12 protein-coding genes are annotated in these 21,086 nt (G+C 59.4%); 8 read left to right on the top strand and 4 right to left on the bottom strand.

Features of this window, described 5'->3' with window-relative positions:
• Positions 1 to 52: 52 nt before the first annotated feature.
• The gene (locus tag FHX15_RS22235) at positions 53 to 8,548 is read right to left on the bottom strand and encodes a GH36-type glycosyl hydrolase domain-containing protein (RefSeq protein WP_184400532.1); all 8,496 of its coding nucleotides are present in this window, start codon (positions 8,546 to 8,548) and stop codon (positions 53 to 55) included.
• Between the two features lie 537 nt (positions 8,549 to 9,085).
• Entirely contained in the window at positions 9,086 to 10,105 is a 1,020-nt protein-coding gene (locus FHX15_RS22230) for a LacI family DNA-binding transcriptional regulator (protein ID WP_184400531.1), read from the bottom strand.
• 141 nt (positions 10,106 to 10,246) lie between these two features.
• Between FHX15_RS22230 and FHX15_RS22225 the strand changes: the two genes are divergently transcribed.
• The 5 genes from FHX15_RS22225 (at position 10,247) to FHX15_RS22205 (ending at position 16,659) form a co-directional block, all read left to right on the top strand.
• Positions 10,247 to 12,580 (top strand): alpha-L-rhamnosidase, encoded by a 2,334-nt coding sequence (locus tag FHX15_RS22225; protein ID WP_184400530.1) that lies wholly within the window; start codon positions 10,247 to 10,249, stop codon positions 12,578 to 12,580.
• A 66-nt stretch (positions 12,581 to 12,646) separates the two neighbouring features.
• Positions 12,647 to 13,927: an ABC transporter substrate-binding protein gene (locus tag FHX15_RS22220; protein WP_409527025.1), complete on the top strand. Its 1,281-nt coding sequence runs from the start codon at positions 12,647 to 12,649 to the stop codon at positions 13,925 to 13,927.
• Positions 13,928 to 13,990: 63 nt separating this feature from the next.
• The gene (locus FHX15_RS22215; RefSeq protein ID WP_184400528.1) at positions 13,991 to 14,854 is read left to right on the top strand and encodes a carbohydrate ABC transporter permease; all 864 of its coding nucleotides are present in this window, start codon (positions 13,991 to 13,993) and stop codon (positions 14,852 to 14,854) included.
• Complete coding sequence (locus tag FHX15_RS22210) at positions 14,851 to 15,675, top strand: carbohydrate ABC transporter permease (protein ID WP_184400527.1); 825 nt, start codon at positions 14,851 to 14,853, stop codon at positions 15,673 to 15,675. Before FHX15_RS22215 ends, FHX15_RS22210 begins: the two co-directional genes overlap by 4 nt.
• A 3-nt stretch (positions 15,676 to 15,678) precedes the next feature.
• Positions 15,679 to 16,659: an ABC transporter ATP-binding protein gene (locus tag FHX15_RS22205; protein ID WP_184400526.1), complete on the top strand. Its 981-nt coding sequence runs from the start codon at positions 15,679 to 15,681 to the stop codon at positions 16,657 to 16,659.
• 3 nt (positions 16,660 to 16,662) lie between these two features.
• Here the strand turns inward: FHX15_RS22205 and FHX15_RS22200 are convergent, their stop codons facing one another.
• Positions 16,663 to 16,947 carry an acylphosphatase gene (locus FHX15_RS22200; RefSeq protein WP_184400525.1) on the bottom strand — a complete coding sequence of 95 codons (285 nt, stop codon included), beginning with the start codon at positions 16,945 to 16,947 and terminating at the stop codon, positions 16,663 to 16,665.
• 91 nt (positions 16,948 to 17,038) lie between these two features.
• Positions 17,039 to 17,947 carry a helix-turn-helix domain-containing protein gene (locus tag FHX15_RS22195; RefSeq protein WP_184400524.1) on the bottom strand — a complete coding sequence of 303 codons (909 nt, stop codon included), beginning with the start codon at positions 17,945 to 17,947 and terminating at the stop codon, positions 17,039 to 17,041.
• An 85-nt stretch (positions 17,948 to 18,032) separates the two neighbouring features.
• Here FHX15_RS22195 and FHX15_RS22190 point away from each other — a divergent pair, with 85 nt between their 5' ends.
• The 3 genes from FHX15_RS22190 (at position 18,033) to FHX15_RS22180 (ending at position 21,081) form a co-directional block, all read left to right on the top strand.
• Positions 18,033 to 19,307 carry an ABC transporter substrate-binding protein gene (locus FHX15_RS22190; protein ID WP_184400523.1) on the top strand — a complete coding sequence of 425 codons (1,275 nt, stop codon included), beginning with the start codon at positions 18,033 to 18,035 and terminating at the stop codon, positions 19,305 to 19,307.
• 80 nt (positions 19,308 to 19,387) lie between these two features.
• Complete coding sequence (locus FHX15_RS22185) at positions 19,388 to 20,248, top strand: carbohydrate ABC transporter permease (RefSeq protein WP_184400522.1); 861 nt, start codon at positions 19,388 to 19,390, stop codon at positions 20,246 to 20,248.
• Positions 20,245 to 21,081: a carbohydrate ABC transporter permease gene (locus FHX15_RS22180; RefSeq protein ID WP_184400521.1), complete on the top strand. Its 837-nt coding sequence runs from the start codon at positions 20,245 to 20,247 to the stop codon at positions 21,079 to 21,081. Before FHX15_RS22185 ends, FHX15_RS22180 begins: the two co-directional genes overlap by 4 nt.
• Positions 21,082 to 21,086: the final 5 nt, after the last annotated feature.

Here is a 21,086-nt window from a genome sequence, read left to right as displayed (position 1 = left end):
AGGCAATCGCCGGGGCAGTGACACAAGTCGATCCTGCCCCGGCAGCGAGTTCTTATTTGGCCGCCAGCAAATACCCTTCGTTCAGCTCATCAAGTGCCATGCCGTTGATCGTAACGGAGCAGCGATCCGCGTCCACCTTCGAAACGGAAACCTGATATTTCCCACTCGGCAGGTCGAGTTCGGCGGAGAAACCGTTCCATCCCGCCGGCAGGACCGGCTTGACGTGCAGGCGGCCATTTTCCGAGCGAATGCCAAGAATGCCCTCGATTGCCACACGGTAGAACCAGCCGGCCGAGCCAGTGTACCAGCTCCAGCCACCGCGGCCCTTGAGGGCGCCTTCGCCATAGATGTCGCCGGCGATCACATAGGGCTCGATGCGATAGATATCCGCAGAGGGTTTATCGAGCGAGTGATTGATCGGGTTCAGCATCTCGAAAGCGCGCCATGCGTCTTCAGAGCGACCCATGCGAGCAAGAGCGAGCACCGCCCAAGTCGCGGCATGAGTATACTGACCGCCATTTTCCCGAACGCCCGGCGGATAGGCTTTGATGACCCCGGGATCGTTGACTGGTTTGACGAAGGGCGGCGTCAGCAGACGGATGAACTTGCCCTCTTCATCGACGAGCTTGTCGAGGACGGCCTTCATAGCCATCTCGCTGCGCTGCGGATTGCCCTCGCCCGACAGCACGCTCCAGGACTGAGCGATCGAGTCGATCTTGTCTTCCTCGGACTGGCTGGAGCCCAGCGGCGCGCCGTTGTCGTAATAGCCACGACGGTAATATTCGCCGTCCCAGCCGGCCGTTTCGATTGCGGTCTTCAGCTTTTCCAGATGCGCCGTCCAGTGGCTGACACGCTGTGTATCGCCGCGGGATTCGGCATAGACGATAAAGCGGCGCAATGCCCCCGCCAGGAACCAGCCGAGCCAGACGCTTTCGCCCCGGCCGGCCATGCCGACGCGGTCCATCTTATCGCACCAGTCGCCGCTCATCATCAGCGGCAGGCCGTTGACGCCGGTGCGCTTGATTGCCAGATCAAGGCCGAGGGCCGCGTGCTCGTAAAGCGATGCAGTCGTATTGGAAACCCGTGGCTGCAGGAAGGCGTCGTACTGGCCAGGGCTGAGCTGCGCGCCTTCGACGAAGGGTAGCATCTCGTCCATGATCGCGATATCGCCGGTCGCTGTGCAATACTGATCGACCGCATAAGCGAGCCAGACCGGATCGTCGGAGATGTTCGTACGAACGCCCGCGCCGGTATCGGCCAACCACCAGTGCTGGAAGTCGCCTTCCGGGAACTGCCGGCGGCCGGTATTGAGGATCTGCCTGCGAGCGATCTCGGGCGAATGAAGCAGGAAGGCCAACGAATCCTGCAGCTGGTCGCGCAGGTTCCACGCACCGCTCGACTGGTAGAAGGCGGTGCGGGCCATGATGCGGCAGCTATAGGTCTGATAGGGCAGCCAGCTGTTGACCATGAAGTCGAGACGCTGGTCAGGTGTTGAAACACGCGTCTTGCCGGTGAAATTCTTCCAGAAGTCGCGCGTCTGGCCAAGAACGTCATCAAAACCCATCGAGCGGATCTCTCCAATCAGGGCGGCTGCGTCCGCCTGCGAGGCTGCATCGCCCAAATAGAAGCAGATGTCGCGTACTTCGCCGGGAGCAATCGTCAGATCGAAAGCCATGGCGGCTGCCGGATCGCCATCGAGATCGACAGCATTGGAAAGACGCGAGCCGGCCGAGACCGTGCGCGGCTGCTGGATCGTCCCATGCCTGCCGATGAATTCGCGGCGGCTGGTTGAAACACTCGATGGCGTTTCACTTGCCGCGAAGGCTGCGACGCGCGTGCCGAAGCTCACGCTGAAAGGGTTACTTGCGAAGACCGCCCCGCTCGCGCTGTCGAAGCTCGAGATGATGAAGGGTTTGGTCTTCGTCGGGTTATTGCCAAGGATCCATTCAGCATAGCCGTAAAGCCGGAGTTTGCGTGCCTCACCCGCCTCATTGCGGACGCGCAGCCGTGTCAGCTTGACCGGCTTTTCCATATGGAGGGTCTGGGTGACCTCCAGAGCGATTTCATCCTGAACTGTCGAGAAGACCGAATAGCCAAGACCATGACGCGCCTCGAACAACGTATCAGACCGCTGCGCCAACGCTGCATAGGGCACGATGACCGAACCGCGGTCGAGATCCCTCAGATAGAAGGCCTCCCCCGGTCGGTTGGTGACCATATCATTGGTCCAGGGCGTTAGCTGATGATCGCGGGAGTTCTGGCTCCAGGTGAAGGCTGCGCCTTCCGCTGAGACATGGAAGCCGAAGCTCTCGTTGGCCATGATATTGACCCACGGATGCGGCGTCTGCTCGCCACCCGACAGGCGCACGACATATTCACTGCCATCGGCAGCAAAGCCGCCATAGCCATTCCAGAAAGTGAGGTCGCTGCCATCAGCCGATATCGGCTCCGAAGCAATCCGTACCATTCTCGGCACGAGGGTCGAATCGCCCCACTGACCGAGGAGCGCCGGTGACCCGGCAACGGAACGAGCCTTCTGCAATTGGTCGATAAGACTGCCGTCGCGGCCGCGCAGCACAACGCGCGAAGCGGCGATGATGGCCTCATAGGCTTCCGGCGTCGTCAGATCCTTGCGCAGCACATAGATGTTGCGCTGGATGCCAGCCACTTCGCTGGCGTGACGCGCCGCATCGCAAAGCTGATCGATCGTGCGCTGCATCTCGCCAGCCGCCTCGCCGGTGCGTTCGTTGAAAATAACGAGATCGACCTCGACGCCGCGTGATTGCAGGAGACCCTGCGCGCGCAGCAGTTCCTTGACGAGATCCGTGCCAAGCTCGTCTGTGATGCGCAGCGTCATCAGCGGTGCATCACCTGACAGTGTCGCACCCCAAAGCACGGACTGGGATCTCAAGCCCTCGCGAACCGCCTTGCTGTCGGCACGCAGCGCCATGTCGGGATAGATGATGTAGCGCGCGAAGCGCTGATAGGCGGCAGCCTCCTTCGAGTTCACGCCAATCTGGCGCAGCTGGCTCTGCGTCCGCGTCCAGGCTTGAACGAGGCCCTGGGCGAAGCTTTCCGGTTGACGGTAATGCTCGAGCGCCGCCTCGAGCTCGGAACGGTCGGCTCCCGCGATCGTCCAGAAGGTCACGCTGACCTTTTCGCCAGCCGGCACGCTAAGCGTACGGCGCAGCGACACGCATGTGTCCATGGTGAAGCCGTCAGTGCTCGAGAGTTTCGCACCCGCATCGAAGGCGGCAGCTTCGGTCAGAGTGCGTCCGCGGCCGAGGAAGCGCATGCGGTCGGTTTCATATTGGGTCGGGCCGCTTTCGCCGGACGTATCGACGATCAGCTGGGCAATGGCGACATCAGGGTCGGTCAAGCCCCGCTTCTGGCGTTCGACGAAGATCGCGTCGCCGGCTGCGGCGATCTCGGTCTTCAGGAACATGCGGGCAAAGACCGGGTGACCCGTGTCGACGATATCGAGCGTTGCGACCGGCTCCATATAGGAGGTCACTTCGATGACGCGGTCTTCCGTGCCGGTATTGGTGATCGTCAGACGACGGCCTTCGGCATCGTGATCGCTCGCGACGAAAACTTCCATTTCGCTCGTCAAATCACCGACGGTCTTGACGAATTCAGCCTTGTCGTCGCTGAAGCTGACGCGCACGTGCTCATTGGCGATCGAGCGCGGTTCAGCCGTCGCAGACCACCATTCGTTGGAAGCGATATCCCTGAGGAAGATGAAGGAGCCCCAGCGGTCCTCGGTCGGATCGGCCCGCCACCGGTTGATGGAGAGGTTTTTCCAGCGGCTGTAGCCAGAGCCGGTTGCTGTCAGCATGGTCGAATAGCGGCCGTTGGACAGCAGCAGCAATTCGCGTTCGCGCGATGCCGGGTCTTCCAGGCGGCGCACTTCAGGACGCATGAGGTCGCCCTGGATGGTCGCAGGCGCATCGGTCTCGTGCTTGGAAGCCATGACGGGAATGTCGCGCGGCGCCTTTTCCTGCAGCAGCAACTCAGCCGCCTCGATGACCGGATCGGCGTGGAAGAGCTCACGCAGCATGCCGTCGAAAGCAACATTGGCAACGGCTGCAATCGACATGCCGTGATGGTGCGCATAATAGTTATAGACCACCGCGCATTGCTTGCCTTCCGGCACGCGGCTTGCCGTGAAGTCGACAGCATCATGGAAACCATACATGCCGAGAGCGCCGACGGCCCTCAACCTGTTGAGGTTTTCGAGTGCTGCGACCGGATGGTACTGGCTCGCCAGCAGCGAGGCATAGGGCGCAATGACGGCGTTTTGGCCGAGACCGCGCTTCAGGCCGAGCGTCGGCACCCCAAAATTGCTGTACTGATAGTTCATCTGGTGGTCGCGAGCGTTAAAGGCTGCTTCCGAGATGCCCCAGGGCGTTCCGAGCTTGCGGGCATAGTTCATCTGTTCGAGAACGATCAGATTGTTGGTCTGATTGAGAATACCCCCGCTGCGCTCCTGCATGACAAGCGGCGGCATCAGATATTCGAACATCGAGCCGGACCAGGAGACAAGCGCCCCGCGCGAGCCGACAGGAACGACGTGACGGCCGAGTTTGTACCAATGCTCCGTCGGCAAGTCGCCCTTGGCAACGGAGAAAAGGCTGGTGAGGCGTGCTTCCGAGGCAAGCAGGTCGTAGCAGGCCGCATCGACTTCTTCCGTCTCCACCCGGAAGCCGATCGACAGCAGCCGGCGCTCGGGGCGGTAGAGGAAGCTGAAATCCATATCGAAAGCGATTTCGCGGGCGCGATCGCCGACGCGGGCCAGCCTTTCGCTGATGGCGTCCACCTGCGAAGGATCGAATGCCTTGTCTGCCTGATGAAGCTCGCAGGTCGCCACCAGCTTTTCTGCCCAATGAACAACTTCGTCGCTCTGCGCCGTCTTGACCTCCCGGTCAAGGCTGCCGGCAAGTTCGCGGATTTCGCGGGCCTGGCCGGCAAATCGTTCGATAAGGCCGGAGGAGAATTCCTTCTCGCGCCTGCCGGTGGCGACGGCCATTTCAAGATCAGCAATCCGACCATCCAGCCGATCGTGGAGGGAGCGGACCGACTTGTCTTCTTCGCGAAGCTCATTGAGCACCTCACGAAGGATTGACGCGACATCGCCGATACCGTCAAGGTCGGTATGAATGTGGTCGAGAGGAGATTTCGCCCAGTTACGGCAGGCTGATGAGACGGCAATCAGATGTCCGGCGAAATTGCCGCTATCGACCGACGACACATAGCGTCGGCCGAGCGGCTTCAGCGTGTCGGTGTGATACCAGTTGAAGAGATGGCCGCGATATTTCTCGAGCTTTTCGACGGTTTCAATCGTCTGCTCGATGCGCTTGACGGCATCCTCGAACGATATCCAGCCAAAGCGGCGCGCTGAAATAACCGAGAGCAGGTAAACGCCGATATTGGTCGGCGACGTGCGCATGGCGACGACAGCATGCGGTGTCTGCTGGACATTGTCCGGCGGCAGGTAATGCTGGCCTGGAACCACGAAGTGGTCGAAGTAACGCCATGTGCGCCGCGCGATCTTGCGCAACTCGGCGCGGACATTGTCGGGGACATCGAGCCGATCTTCGGTTTCCGCCGTCTGGCTGACCGTCCAGGCGATGGCCGGCGAAAGCACCCAGAGGATGACGAAGGGAAGACCGACCATCCAGGCGCTGTCGCCGGAGGAAATGGCGAAAAGCAATGCCAGGATGGCAAGCACCGGAGCCCGCCACATGACTTTGTAATGGCCAAGGATGGTCGTCTGCGCCATGGCCTGGGCGCTCGCAGCCGTTCGCCACTGCAGCATCAGCTTTCGGCTGACGAACAGGCGATAGAGGGAGCGGACGATGGCGTCGGCCATCACGCAGGCAATGTCGGCGATGAAGACGATGCGCATCGCCACCTGAGCATTGGCATTCTCGATGTCTTTCCAGACAGTATGCAAATGCGCCTGGAGGATGATGTCGCTTGTGCGCGGGATGATCCCGTTGATCAGCGACAGGGTCGGGGCAACGAAAAGGCTGAAGATCAAGAGGATCTGCCAGATGAGCGCACCAAGCGGATCCATCCAGTACCAGCCGAGCACGGAAGCCAGGAACCAGGCGATTGGCGTCAGCGAACGGCGCAGGTTGTCGAACATCTTCCAGCAGCCGAGCGCGGTGACGCCACGGCGATCGTCGAAAATATAAGGAAGAAGCTGCCAGTCGCCGCGCGCCCAGCGATGCTGGCGCGACACTTCAACTTCGTAGCGGATCGGAAAGTCCTCTACCAGCTCGCAATCCGTCACCAGCGCGCAGCGCGCCATCGAGCCCTCGAGCAGGTCGTGGCTCAGGACCGAATTTTCCTTGATCCGGCCCTTCAGCGAAGCCTCGAAGGCGTCGACATGATAGAGGCCCTTGCCGGTGAACGTGCCTTCGCCGGTGATGTCCTGATAGACGTCGGAAACGGCAAAGACGTAAGGGTCGAGACCGCGGTTGACCGAGAAGACGCGCTGGAAGGTCGATGCGTCCTTGCCTGTCGTCAACGACGGCGTCACACGAGGCTGGAGGACGCCATAACCATCGACGACACGCTGTTTCGTTTCGTCGAAGACGGGGCGATTGATCGGATGATGCAGCTTGCCGACAAGCTTGGTGACGGTATCGCGGACGACGCGCGTGTCGCTGTCGAGCGTCATGACATATCTGACGTCCTGCGGCACGACATTGGCGCCCGGCAGGAAACTCGTATCGGGCTCACCGCGCAAGAGCATGTTGAGCTCGTGCAGCTTACCGCGCTTACGCTCCCAGCCCATCCAAGCACCTTCGGCGGGGTTATATTGCCGCCGGCGATGCAGGAGGTAGAAGCGCTGTTTGCCATCTTCGGCATAACGCGATTCCAATTCGGCGATCCGGCTCAACGCATAATCAAGGACTTCAAGATCGCGGGCGTTCTGTTCTTCCTGGGCATCCGGCCAGTCGCTTAAAAGCGCATAATAGATTTCGCCGCGCGCATTGGCGAGGTAATGGACTTCGAGGTTGCGGACGAGCTCATCGACATGTTCGCGCTTGCCGATCAGGCAGGGGATGGTGACGAGCGTGCGAGCCTCCGCAGGCACACCCTTCTTGAACTCATAGCCGACCAGACGATCAGGCGTGATGAAGAAGGTGGCAAAGAAATTGAAAAGACCGGTCGCACCTTCGGATGCGGGAAGAGCAAACATCAGCAGCAGAACGACGGTCGCAAAAAGCGGCATACCGGCGCCGACGAAAATCCGGTCGACCACGATCAGCGCCAGTAGCGTCAAAAGCAGGACCGGAACCGCAATCGCCAGCCAGTTCAGCTTGCGGATCACGCGCATGAACCGCAGGCCAAGTGTCGGACGGAAGCCGATTTCGGCTTCAAGGGCCGGGCGTCCATTTCCGACGAAATAGTAGCCGACATTGGCTGCCGACGCGAAGATATCCTGGCTCGCCGCCTTCGCGCGATCAGCCAGTCGGACGGCCGCCTCGGCGATATCCATTTCCGTCTTGTCGGAACGCTTCGCTAGCTTTTCGATCTGGCGGCGATAGCTGTTGCGGGAACCGGAATCGAGCTCGGCATAGTCCGTCTGCTGCCAGAGCAGCTTGTCGATGGTACTGACCTCCTCGACCCATTCGGACCAGTCGGTATCGTTGATCTCGCGCAGGCTCTTGATGATGCTGCCCATGAGCGCATTGGCCGCACCGAGGCGGGTCTGCTCGGCAGACATCACGGCTTCGGCATCTGTTCCCTTGGCGGCAAGCTTTCCTTCGAGCCAGTTCAGCGCGGCTTCGGTCGGCTCCAGCGCATTGCGAAGACGATAGTGCAGCTGTGTGACGAAGGTCGTATCGTCGAGATTGGCAGCCAGCGTCTCCAGGTATCCGGCAGAGCCGGCATCGCCGAGCTCGATTGCCTGGGTCGCCGCCGCATTGGCGCTTATGCGCATCTTGCGGCTCTTGTCGATCTGCGAGGCAACGCGGCGAAGATTGTCGATCAGTACGTAGCGTACGAGCGAGGGCAAGGCCCAGAGCTCGCCGATGCGCAGGGTCTCCTTATCCTGGAAACCCTCTGTGACCGCCGCCATTCCGGCATTGGTGATATTGCTGTGCGCGTGCGCCATGTAGAGCCAGGCGAGTGCTAGCGTGCGCGGCACTTCCGTCCCATCCAGATCGATCTTGCGCAGTTCGCGATAGAACTTCTTCGGAAAGTCGCGGCGGACTTCCTGAATCGCTTCCTCGACGATGTAGTGGTTGTCGAGCAGCCATTCGGTAGCCGGCGTGATGCTCTCGCCCGCATCGACATCCGCTGCGGCCGCGCGATAAACTCTCAGAATCTCGGCTTCATTTTCGCGATGCCGCTGGAAGAAATCGAAATTCTTGAAACTTGTAACGTCGAGGGCCCGCGTTTCTGCAAACTGCGCGGCCTTGAGCCTGAGTTGCTCGTTCGACAGCAGGCGTGCGCGGATGCCGAAATCAGGATCGGCGGAAGGGGCTTGAACATGCGCGCTCGCAGCGCCCATAGCATTTTGAGAGGTCATCGCGTTTACTCTCTCCTACTGGGTTCGTGTCCGACGAATGCGTACTTGCGGGACTGGATGCGGGCAGGAACACGAGCGTTTTGAATTCGGCATCTTCATTGCTTTTGCGAGGGAGTTTACATTCAAACGTGAATTGTTCGAAATGGCGGATAACGGTCAATAACGACCACAAAATGAACGGGCGATTAATCGGCCTGCTGGCCGGACAAAATGGCCGCATCGGGGCGACAAGCCACGTGAAAGGTCAAATTCCTCCTGCCGCTAACCGTCGCCTCCTCCCCATTTGTTCTGTCAAGGCGGCTTTTATAACGAAAGCCGTGAGGCGAAACCGTCCGTGCCTCGCCTCGTCGCAAATCGACGAGGGATTAACTGGCTGACAGGACGCTATTAAGCGGCGAGCAATTCACCGGCCGGACCGAAACACTCATAATGGAAGGTCTTGATCGAGACGCTATGGCGCTCGGCAATGGAACGGACATGGAGCTGTTTACATGCATCGAGCTGTTCGGCGCCCACGCACGAAATCATCCCTGCCCCTCACACGCTTCCGCGCCATTCGACACGCGGCTCGATCAGCAAATGCCGGGCATCCTCGCGGCCGTCAATCCGGCCGAGCAGTATCTCGGCTGCAGTTCTGCCGAGTTCTGCGGCGTTCTGGTCGACGCTGGTCAGGCCGACGAGCGGGATGGCAGCCATCGGCGAATTGTCGTAGCCGATAATTGCAAGATCTTCCGGAACCCGTATGCCGCTCATGCGCGCAGCGTTAATGAGCGGCACGGCATCAAGATCGGACCATACGAAGACGGCACGAGGCCGGTCCTTCAGCGCCAGGAAATCATCTATTGCCGCCCGACGGTCGGTCCCAACCAAAGGCAGGCGAATGATGCGGCCCCTCAGACCCGCCGCCGCCATGCCGTCAAGATAACCTTTCTCGCGCTGGAAAGCGACGATCGTCGGCGGTGAATCGGCAAGGTCATAACCAACCATCGCGATATCCGTGTAACCGGACCCCAAGGCTGCTTCCACGGCGAGGGCAGCGCCTCGGCGATCGTCGGAATTAACCGTATCGTAGGTCTGGGCATGCGGTTCGTGATGAGCGATGACGACAATCGGGATCTGACGCGCATAGCGCTCCAGCACCTTGCCCGATATCCTGGGAGCGATGATCAGCACGCCATCCATTCGGTTGTCGATCATCGATTCGATCATCGAGGCCTCGATCGGACTTGTGGAGCGTCCGATCCCGATCAGCGCCTTGAAGCCACTTTCTGCCAGGGTGGCATTGGCCTCCTCGATGACACCCGCCAGGAACGGGTTCGTCAATTCGATCACCAGAACGCCAACCGTCTGAGTGCGGCCGCGCATGGCCCGCGCCGCGACGGAAGGCCGGTAATTCAACTTTTCGATCGAGGTCTCGACTTTCGTCCGCAGGATGTCGCTGACGCCGTAGGCGTTACGCAGAACTTTCGATACCGCAGCGACGGAGACGCCGGCATCCTGCGCCACATCGCGGATCGTGACCCTATCTCTCGTCGCGTTAACGGCCTGATTTTTCATTCCAAATTGCCTCAATCAAAAGTGTGGGAAAATTATAGGCACAAAAGCCCTTGCGCGGCAATCGATAGTGTAGAATGATATACATAGAACGATACACACGGAGCAGCCGCCGGAGGAATTGGCGGTTGAGGGAGATTCCAAATGAGGACTGTTTCGGCCCACGGCATTGCCGGGGAAGACGGGCTTGCCGGTTCTGCTTTCCAGTTTACAGCATCGATGGTCGCTCCGTCCTGTGATGGCGGCCAGGCAACAGCGGGCACCTTCCTATCGCGCGAATTCACGCTTGATGCCATTCCTGCTGAAGCGACGTTGCGCATTTCGGCACTCGGCCTCTACCGCGCCTTCATCAACGGAAGGCGCGTGGGGCGTGACCTGCTGACGCCGGGCTGGACCTGCTACGACGACCGGATCGCCTATCAGGCTTACGAGATCGCAAAGCTGCTGCTGTCAGGCAGCAATCGCATCGAAATCTGGCTGGGCGACGGCTGGTATCGCAGCCAGCTGATGTGGGCTGCCAATCCGATCATCAATTGCTGGGGCGAACGGGTAGCAGCGATCGCAGAATTGCGCGCCGGCGGTGAGTTACTCCTGAAGACGGACGAAGGCTGGAAGAGCGGCTTTACTCCCGTTGTGCGCAACGGGATCTATTACGGTGAAGATTACGACGCCCGTATCCGGCCGCAGGACAGCCATGGCGTCGATATCCTTCCCTTCGACAGGGCCTTGCTCGTGCCGCACGAAACCGGTGCAGTCAAAGAGCTTGAAGCTCTCTCGCCAATTGACAGCTGGACAGAGGCCGATGGTCGGACTGTCTATGATTTCGGGCAGAACGCCGGCGCCTATACCCGCCTGCGCCTGAAAGGTGCTGCAGGCGCGCAGGTGCGTGTCGAGCATTCGGAGGTTCTCGGACCGGATCGCTTCTTCGACAACCGCAACTATCGCAGCGCCCGCGCCGAACTTCTCTACACTCTCTCGGGTGAGGGCGAAGAAGAATATGCTCCGCTCTTCACCTTCTTCGGATTCCGTTACGCGCGCATCACTTTAATCGGACAGGCTGATCTGGTTGCGATCACCATGGTGCCGGTCACATCGGTGCCTGTGACTGCCGGCGGCTTCACCTCGGGTGTTGCTGCCGTCAACCGGCTGGTCGACAACACCATCTGGTCGCAGCGCTCCAACTTCATCGAAGTGCCGACTGATTGTCCGCAGCGCGATGAGCGGCTCGGCTGGACCGGCGATGCCCAAGTTTTTGCCGGAACCGCCTGCTGGCTTGCAGACAGCCAATCCTTCCTGATGAAATATCTTCGCGATGTGATCCACGACCAGCGTGCCGATGGCGCCGTCTCGCATTTTTCTCCCGATCCGACGCGACTACATCCGATCGACGGCCGCGGTGAATGGGCAGGCTCGACCGGCTGGGGCGATGCGATCGTCATCATCCCCTGGCAGCTTTATCTGCATTACGGCGACAGCGCTGTGCTGGAAGAATGTTTCCCGGCAATGCTGCGCTGGCTCGATTATCTCTGGAACATCTCCAATGGGCCAATCATCCGCCCGCCCGCCGTTTGGGGTGCCCATGGCTTCACCTTCGGCGATTGGCTCCAGCCGGTCGGCGATAACCGAAAGCCGCGGCCGACCGTGGCAGACGATTGTGCCGCCACCCTCTACCACTTCATTTCTACCCAGCTGACAGCGAAGATCGCCCGTATTCTTGGCGAGAGTGTCGAAGCCGCGCGGCTTGAGAAACGGGCTGACGAAATCAGGGCAGCCTTCAGAAACGAGTTCTTCTCGCCCTCCGGTCGCATTGCTCATAACGACCAGACGTCATGGTCTCTGGCTTTCCTCTATGGCCTCGTCCCGCCTGAATATGAAGAGGCCGCTCGCGGCTACTTCCGCAGGGTGGCCGAAGAGACCGATGGCGTCATCGGTACGGGCTTTATCGGCACCCCTGCCCTTCTGCCGGCCCTGACCCGGCTCGGCATGCTGGACCTAGCCGAAAAGATGTTCCTCAATCGGAAGATCCCGGGATGGCTCTATCAGGTCGAGCAAGGCGCGACATCGATTTGGGAGCGATGGGATGCTCTTGCAGAAGACGGGACGATCTACGACCCCGATATGAACAGCTACAACCATTATGCCTATGGCGCCGTCTGCCAATGGCTCTTCGAAGACGTTGCTGGGATCAAGCCGCTGGAAGACAAGCCGGGCTTTGAGGAAATCGCCTTCGACCCTGCAATCCTGCCTGCTCTCTCGCCGGTTTCAGCCTGGCATGACACCCGTTTTGGCCGAATCGAGGCCGGATGGACCCTGGAGGAGGGTTTTGTCACGTGCCGTCTCGTGCTGCCGCCGGGTGTTACTGCACGCCTGCAGAGCCGAAGCGATCGCAAGGCGCTGAAGGCAAATGGCGCCACGGTCGAGCAAGGTCAGGATCTCAGGCTCGCCGGGGGGGAGCATAAAATAACATTTTCTATCTGATGTGGTCGCTCGCGGGGAAATCCAGTGAGCAGGCAGCCAACGCATTCCGGTCTTCAAGAGGAGGAAATGACTATGCGAATGACGAAGTGCAGCATCCTTGCAGCCAGTATTATGGCCCTTGCCGCTGGAGTGGCACATGCGGATGTGACCCTCAGCGTGCTGATCGACACCAACCCGGAATCCATTGCCTCGTTCGATGTGGTGTCCAAGGCCTACATGGAAAAGCATCCCAACGTCACCTTTGACGTCGAACAGCGCGCCGGCGGCTCTGAGGGCGACAACATCGTCAAGACCCGGCTCGCAACAGGTGAAATGGCCGATGTCTTCCAATATAACAGTGGTTCGCTCTTCCAAGCTTTGAAGCCGCAGGAAACGATAGCCGATCTTTCCGACCTTGCCTCGGAGGCAGGCATTCTCGACACCTTCAAAAAGGTCGTCACCAGCTCAGATGGGCATGTCCGCGGCATCCCCTTCGGTTCGGCCATGGGCGGCGGCATCTTCTACAACAGAAAGATCTATGCCGATCTCGGCCTCATGCCGCCGAAGACCTGGGCAGAGTTCATGAGCAACAATGAGAAGATCAAGGCGGCCGGCAAGGTTGCCGTGGCACAGACCTACGGCACGACCTGGACCTCGCAGCTCTTCGTGCTTGCCGATTTCTACAACGTGCAGGCCGAAGTTCCGACTTTCGCCGACGACTACACGGCCAACAAGGTCAAATATGCCAATACGCCGGCAGCGCTGCGCGGCTTCGAGCATCTCGAAGAGGTGGCAAAGGGCGGCTACCTCAATGCAGACTTCGGTGCAGCAACTTTCGACGATGGCATGCGTATGGTTGCCACCGGCGAAGCGGCGCATTATCCTAACCTCACGTTCGGCATCGGCAACGTCCAGCAGAACTTCCCCGACAATCTCAAGGACCTCGGCTTCTTCGCCCAGCCTGGAACGGATGCCGGCAAGAACGGCCTGACGGTCTGGATGCCCTCGGCACTCTATGTTTCTGCAAAATCCGCAAATATCGAGGAAGGCAAGAAATTTCTCGATTTCGTCGGCTCCAAGGAAGCCTGCGATCTTATGGCGAAGGCCGTTCCCTCCGGCCCCTATCTCGTCAAGGGTTGCGAACTGCCGAAAGATATTCCACCGGCCGTTTCCGACATGCTCCCCTATTTCGAGACGGCTGGACGCAATGGTCCGGCGCTCGAATTCCTCTCCCCCGTCAAGGGACCGGCGCTCGAGCAGATCACCGTCGAGGTCGGAACCGGCATCCGCTCCGCGAAGGACGCTGCTGCTCTTTACGATCAGGATGTCGAGAAGCAAGCCAAGCAGCTTGGCCTGCCGAACTGGTAACCTCCCAGCCGATCCCCCATCCCGGCCCATCGGCCTGGATGGGGGGCGCCTCAAGGTGTCCCAATGACAAGACGCAAGTCCCCTTATCCCTACTGGTTCGTGCTGCCAGCGGCAGTGGTATTCACCGTTCTGTTCCTCGCCCCGACGATCGCATCCTTCTGGTTCAGCCTCACGCGCTGGGATCTGTTCACCACACAGTTCATCGGCCTGGAAAACTATCGCCAGTTCTTTCGTGAACCCTTTCTGATCCAGGGCCTGATCAATACGATCATCTATGCGGTGTTGACGTCAGGCACGAAAACGGTCCTCGGCCTGCTGCTCGCCGTCTTGCTGACCTCCGGACTCTGGGGGCAAGGCCTGCTGCGTACCGTGATCTTCTTTCCGGTTCTCGTCTCGACGATCGGTGTCGGCATTACCTTTTCGGTTCTCATGCATCCGACACGTGGGCTCATCAACGTCGCGCTCGCCGCCATCGGGATACATGGGCCTGGCTGGCTCACCGACCCGGCACTTGCACTCTATTCCATTGTCTTCGTCGACCTCTGGAAGGGCATCGGACTTGCGACTGTGATCTATATTGCCGGCTTAGCCTCGATCAGTCCGGACTATTATGAGGCCGCCCGCATCGATGGCGCGACCCGCACCCAGATGTTCTTCCGCGTGACAGTTCCGCTGGTCAGGCCCGCGACGGTAACGGTCGTGACGCTCTCTCTGATCGGCGGGCTCAGAAGCTTCGACCTGATCTGGGCAATGACCCGCGGCGGCCCCGGCTTTTCCTCGGATGTGCTGGCAAGCGTCATCTACAAGCAGTACCAGGCGGGTTTTTATGGCCTTTCGACGGCCGGCAACGTGATCCTCTTCCTGCTCATCGGCCTCATTGTCCTGCCGCTAACGGCTTGGTTCAATCGCAAGGAGGTGGATCTATGAGCCGCCGCCAGCTCTATACCGGGATTGCGGCATTGGCCGCCTGCGGCGTGATCTTCGTCATGCCCTTCCTCTTCATCTTCATCACGGCCGCCAAGACGAAACAGGATGCGGCTGCGCTGAAATTCAGCTGGCCGGTCGAATGGCAGCTCTGGCAGAATTTCATGGAGGTCGTGCAGACCCGCAACTACATGCTGCTGCTTGCCTATTTCAACTCGACCGTCATCACGGTGGCGGCCGTCACGCTGCTGGTGTTGTTCGGCGCCATGGTCGGCTATGTGCTGCAGCGACGCCCTTCGCGCTGGAATACGGTCATTTATGGCTGCGTGCTTGCCGGCCTGATGATCCCGCCGGCGGTTGTTCCGACCATCTGGGTGCTGCAGCTCCTTGGTCTCTTCAAGACACTGTCGGGCATGGTGCTGATCCAGGTTGCCTATGGGCTCGGCTTCACGGTCCTGTTGTTTCGCAGTTTTATCGCGACCATCCCGCGGGATCTCGACGAAGCCGCCATCATCGATGGGGCAAAGCCGTTCCAGATCTTCTTTCGCGTCATCCTGCCGCTTCTGAAGCCGGTCACCGTCACGGTCATCGTCGTTCAGTCGATCGCAATCTTCAACGATTTCACCAACCCGCTCTATTATCTGCCGGGCCGGGAAAACGTCACTGTGCAGCTGACGCTCTATAACTTTCAGGGGCAATTCCAGACGCAGTTCAACCTGCTGTTCATGAACATCCTTCTGGTGACCATCCCGCCCCTGATCGTCTTCATCTTCTTCAACCGGCAAATCGTTGCAGGCATGACCGCCGGTGCAGTCAAGGGATAGACCATGACATCAGTTGTTCTCGAAAGTGTCCGCAAAAGCTTTGGTAGCCTCGAGGTCATGAAGGGCGTCGATCTGAGCGTCGATGCCGGTGAATTCTGTGTCTTCGTCGGCCCCTCCGGCTGCGGGAAATCGACGCTGCTGCGCATCATCTCCGGACTGGAGACGACGACATCCGGACAGGTTTTTATCGACGGCAAAGATGTCACCGATGCTGAGCCATCCGAGCGCGGCATAGCCATGGTCTTCCAGTCCTATGCGCTTTATCCGCATCTGACCGTCGCAGAAAACATCGGCTTCGGCCTTTCGCTTGCCAAGCGACCCAAGGCGGAAATTGCTGAGCGCGTAAGGCAAACTGCCGATATCCTGCAGCTGTCGCATCTGCTCGATCGCAAGCCGAAGGCTCTTTCGGGTGGCCAGCGCCAGCGTGTGGCGATCGGCCGCGCGATCATCCGCAACCCCAAAGTCTTCCTCTTCGATGAGCCACTGTCGAACCTCGATGCGTCACTGCGCTCACAGATGCGCATCGAGCTAACCGAGCTTCATGCTAAGCTCGGCGCCACCATGATCTATGTCACCCACGACCAGGTGGAGGCGATGACAATGGCCGACAAGATCGTCGTCTTGAACGGCGGCCAGATCGAGCAGGTCGGAACGCCAATGACGCTTTACAACAATCCGGCCACTCCGTTTGTCGCGGGGTTTATTGGCTCGCCGAAGATGAATCTCTTCGAGGGAGAGATTGCCGCGCGTGAGGGCTGCAAGATATATGGTATCCGGCCCGAACACGTCGCGCTCTCCTCGATCGAAGGAAAGTGGCAGGGCAAAGTGCGTCATATCGAGCGGCTTGGTGCCGATACGGTCGTCTATCTGGATGTACCGGAACTGCAGACGCTTGTCGTGCGCACGGACGGCGATTGGCCGGTCAAAATCGGCGAAGCGCAGTTCGCCTCGCCAATTGCCGGCAAGGAACACAGGTTCTCCTGATCTCTATCGGACGATCCGGAAGTCGCTCGGAACCTCATCGAGCGTCGCCTCCTCTGCTTTCACCTCCGACACGGAGGAGCCGGTGGGGCCGCTCCAAAAGCGCTCGAGCATAGAGCTGGTAGCGTCCTGAGAACCGACGATCAGTGCGCTGACCGAGCCGTCCGCCTCATTGCGCACCCAGCCCGTCAAACCGAGCTGTAGCGCTTGGCCGCGGGTCCAGGCGCGATAGCCGACGCCTTGTACACCGCCGGTGATGCGGACACGAAAGGCATCCTGACTGCTCGTCATTTAAGTCCTCACTGACATCAGGATAATGAACTCAGCCTGCCACTTTATTTCCAAGCCCGCCATCGGCTTCGAAAGGCAGATCGAGGTCACCTCACCCGGCGACGGAGATGTTGCCTATCACCGAGCGGATATCGCGCCGGAAGTCGGATGGGGACATGCCGGCGATATTTCGGAACGACTTGTTGAAGGCGCTGATCGACCCGAACCCGCTGTCCATCGCAATCTGAAGCACATTCGAGCCCTCGCCCATCAATTGTGCCTGAGCATGCGAAAGACGCAGCAGATTGAGATATTTACTGATCGTCATGCCGGTCGTTTTCTTGAACAGGTTCATCGCATATTTAGGATGAAGATCGACCGCGCGGGCAATCTCAACGGCATCGATATCCTGCAGGAAATTGCTCGCGATGAAATCGCACATGCGGGCGACGCTGCGAGACAATTGTGCGTTTGGCTGCTCCAACTCATCGAGAATATTCTCGGGCACCATCGAATAAGAATCGAGCGCAATCCGCTCGATCCGCAGAAGCAACTCATCGACGGCATGCTGCGTCTTCCGCGGGTCGCCGGACCTAGCATAGTCATACCAGCGGGGGAAATTTGCCTCATCCGCAGCGTCGGTCGACGATGTCAGCAGGATTTCTCCCTTCATCAGACGCGTACCTATGGTCGGCGGAAGGCGCATCCTGAAGAAGTAAACGAGGGGCAGATGAGCGCCGGCATAGAGAGAATCATCCGAAGAGTCGTCCATCTGATGCGGCTGCCCACCCCAGAAGAGGCACATCTGACCAGCTTTCAGGGTAATATCATGGTCGTTCATCCGATAATGGACGCTGCCGCGCATGATGTAATTGACTTCGACCTGGGCGTGCCAGTGCGGCATCGCCATGACAGGCGGATGGGCATAAAACATCTGAAGCGCCATCGGCATGCCTTCAATGGTGCTGGCACCCGGCTGGTAAACAGGTTTGCCGACGACCTTACTTTCCGCCAATTCCATATTCCCTTTTTATGAGACAGCCGTTCCCGCGACGCTAGATTAGCCCCGTTCACTCAGTGACGGCAATTGAAAAGGGAGGATTTTCATGCGCTCTAAACTCATCACTGCAACGGCAGCGCTCATGCTGCTTGCATCCGGATCTGCCTATGCGCAGTCCGCAACGCTTACCATCTGGAGCTGGAACGTCGCTGCTTCGGCTCTCAAATCGACGATCGAAGGCTTCAACAGGCAGTTTCCGGACATCAAGGTGGATGTCCAGGATCTCGGCAACCAGCAGGTCTTTGACAAGACGCTTGCCGCCTGCGCCGCCGGTGGCGACGGACTTCCCGATATAGTCACCGTCGAGAATTTCGAGGCGGAGATCTTCTGGAGCCGCTTCCCGGATTGCTTCGCCAACCTGAAGGATCTCGGCTACAACGCCGATATGCAGGCGAAATTCCCCGATTTCAAACGCACCGAACTCGAGGTCGGCGATGTCGCCTACGCCATGCCGTGGGATTCCGGCCCGGTCGCCGTCTTCTATCGCCGCGACTACTACGAGAAGGCCGGCGTTGATCCGAAGTCGATCGCAACCTGGGATGATTTCATTGCTGCCGGCAAGAAGATCTCTGCCGCCAATCCAGGTGTCGTGATGGGCCAGGCCGATTTCAATGGCGACAGCGAATGGTTCCGCATGCTCGCCAATGAACAGGGCTGCGGCTATTTCTCGACCGATGGCCAGTCGATCACCATCAACCAGTCGGCCTGCGTCCAGACGCTCGAAAAAGTGAAAGCGATGAAGGATGCCGGCACGCTGACGGCTGCGAACTGGGACGAAAAGATCTCCTCCAACACCGCCGGCAAAGTGGCAAGCCAGCTCTTCGGCGGCTGGTACGAAGGCACGATCCGTTCCGGCTCTCCCGATCTCTCCGGCAAGTGGGGCGTCTACGCCATGCCAGGCATGAGCGCAGACAGCCCGCATGCGGCCAATCTCGGGGGCTCGTCGCTTGCCATCAATGCCAATTCCCAGAACAAGGAAGCGGCCTTCAAATATCTGACCTATGCGCTGACCACCAATGAGGGCCAGGTCACCATGCTGAAGTCGTTCGGCCTCGTGCCGTCGCTACTGTCGGCGGTGCAGGATCCCTTCGTCAACGAGCCGCAGCCTTATTGGGGCGGCCAGAAAATCTGGGCCGACATCCTCGCGACCCTGCCGAAGATCGTACCGAGCCGCGGCACGGCCTTCCAGACGGATGCGGATGCCATCTACAAGACGACGCAGACGAAATATTTCGCCGGCGGCTATCCCGATGCGAAGGCGGCTCTCGATGATGCCGCCAAGCAGATCGCATCCGCGACAGGTCTTCCGATCGCACAATGAATGACAAGCCGGGCGCTAGAGCGCCCGGCCTCGCATGCCGCGGGAGGCGGCAGGCACATTCGTTTCGGTAAGGAGGTACCATGCCGATCAGAAACCGGAGCGCCTATGCGTTCCTTGCGCCCTATCTTCTGGTCTTTGCCGCCTTCTGGGTCTGGCCGATCATCAATTCATTTCTGATCTCGTTCCAGAACACGCGCGTCAATCCGTGGAAGTTCAGCCTTCAGGCCAATTGGGGGCGCCTTTTTGCCGACCCGGCCTTTTACAACGCCGTCTATAATACGCTTCTCATCCTGATCATCCAGGTACCCGTCATGATCGCGCTTGCGACTGTCATGGCGGTGCTGCTGAATTCACCACTCCTGAAAGCGCGTGCCCTGTTCCGCTTCGCTTTCTTTGCGCCTATCGTCGTCGGCGAAGTCGCCTATGCGGCGGTCTTCCGCCTGATGTTCAATCTCGATTTCGGCATCATCAACAAGCTGATCGGCGCAGCCGGTCTTGCGCCCGTCTCCTGGTTCGACAATGCCAACGCCGCCATGGTCGTCATCATCATCGCAGTCACCTGGCGGTGGGCAGGATATAATGCGATCATCATCCTGGCCGGGCTGCAATCCATCCCCGAGGATGTCTATGAGGCGGCAACACTCGACCGCGTCAGCAAGTGGCAGCAGTTCATCCACATCACCCTGCCGCTCCTGAAACCAATCATCCTTTTCTGCGTGGTCCTGTCGGTCATCGGTACAATGCAGCTCTTCGCCGAACCCTTCCTGATCACCAACCGCGGTGGGCCGGGCGGTGGGACGGAAACGCTTGGCCTGCTTCTCTATCGCCAGGGCTTCACATCACTGAATTTCGGCTATGCCTCGGCGATTGCCTATACGATGGCAGCACTTGCTGTCGCGATCTCGCTTCTCAATCTCTGGGTCGGGAGGGAGCCGACATGAGATCGAAGACGCAATCCCTTCTCCTGCGCAAGATCGCCCTTCACGCGTTCCTGCTGCCACTTGCGATCATCTGGCTCTTCCCACTCTGGATGATGTTCGTTTTTTCGACCATGCCCGATTACGGCATCTTCAGCCCGCAGATCGTGCTCTGGCCCTCGACCAACTTCGTCGCGAACTTCCAGAACCTGCAGGCCGACACGAATTTCGTGGGGGCCATGCTGATTTCGATCGTCGTCGCCACCGTCTACACTATCCTGTCTGTGATGTTGACCTCGATGGCCGGTTGGGCACTCGCGCGCTACCGCTTCGTCGGCCGCTCTCTGGTCATCGCCATCATCCTCGGCACGATCACGCTTCCTTATTTCGTCGTGGTCATTCCGCAATTCATCATGGTGGCGCGCGACTTCAAGCTCGCTAATACCTGGGTTGCACTCATCGTACCGCCGCTTTTCAACTCGCTCGGCGTGTTGTTCATGCGGCAATCCTTTTCCATGATGCCGAACGAACTGTTTGACGCAGCCCGCGTCGAGGGCGTCAAGGAATGGCAGATATTCCTGCGCATTGCCCTGCCGCTCGCCCGGCCGACCATGGCCGCACTGGCGATCATCCTCTTCCTTGCCTCCTGGAACAACTATCTCTGGCCGCTGCTCATCAATTCGAAACCGGGCATGATGACGGCCCCGGTGGCACTTGGCGTCCTGATCGGCCTCACCAAGGTATCCTGGGGCGGCATCATGGCGGGTGCGGTGCTTTTGACAGCGCCGATCCTCGTGGTTTTCGTGTTCCTGCAGCGTCACTTCATCGCCGGCATTGCGGCCGGCGCAATCAAATAGTTCGG

It is taken from the genome of Rhizobium sp. BK650 (assembly GCF_014195325.1).
Lineage (GTDB): Bacteria > Pseudomonadota > Alphaproteobacteria > Rhizobiales > Rhizobiaceae > Rhizobium.
This window is presented reverse-complemented; position numbering and strand designations above follow the sequence as displayed.

Bases quoted from the DNA above. Each gene is read 5' to 3' on its own strand.
- FHX15_RS22185 (WP_184400522.1), top strand. From the start codon at position 19,388: ATGCCGATCAGAAACCGGAGCGCCTATGCGTTCCTTGCGCCCTATCTT.
- FHX15_RS22210 (WP_184400527.1), top strand. From the start codon at position 14,851: ATGAGCCGCCGCCAGCTCTATACCGGGATTGCGGCATTGGCCGCCTGC.
- FHX15_RS22235 (WP_184400532.1), bottom strand. From the start codon at position 8,548: ATGACCTCTCAAAATGCTATGGGCGCTGCGAGCGCGCATGTTCAAGCC.
- FHX15_RS22215 (WP_184400528.1), top strand. From the start codon at position 13,991: ATGACAAGACGCAAGTCCCCTTATCCCTACTGGTTCGTGCTGCCAGCG.
- FHX15_RS22180 (WP_184400521.1), top strand. From the start codon at position 20,245: ATGAGATCGAAGACGCAATCCCTTCTCCTGCGCAAGATCGCCCTTCAC.
- FHX15_RS22230 (WP_184400531.1), bottom strand. From the start codon at position 10,105: ATGAAAAATCAGGCCGTTAACGCGACGAGAGATAGGGTCACGATCCGC.
- FHX15_RS22200 (WP_184400525.1), bottom strand. From the start codon at position 16,947: ATGACGAGCAGTCAGGATGCCTTTCGTGTCCGCATCACCGGCGGTGTA.
- FHX15_RS22205 (WP_184400526.1), top strand. From the start codon at position 15,679: ATGACATCAGTTGTTCTCGAAAGTGTCCGCAAAAGCTTTGGTAGCCTC.
- FHX15_RS22190 (WP_184400523.1), top strand. From the start codon at position 18,033: ATGCGCTCTAAACTCATCACTGCAACGGCAGCGCTCATGCTGCTTGCA.
- FHX15_RS22195 (WP_184400524.1), bottom strand. From the start codon at position 17,947: ATGGAATTGGCGGAAAGTAAGGTCGTCGGCAAACCTGTTTACCAGCCG.
- FHX15_RS22220 (WP_409527025.1), top strand. From the start codon at position 12,647: ATGACTATGCGAATGACGAAGTGCAGCATCCTTGCAGCCAGTATTATG.
- FHX15_RS22225 (WP_184400530.1), top strand. From the start codon at position 10,247: ATGAGGACTGTTTCGGCCCACGGCATTGCCGGGGAAGACGGGCTTGCC.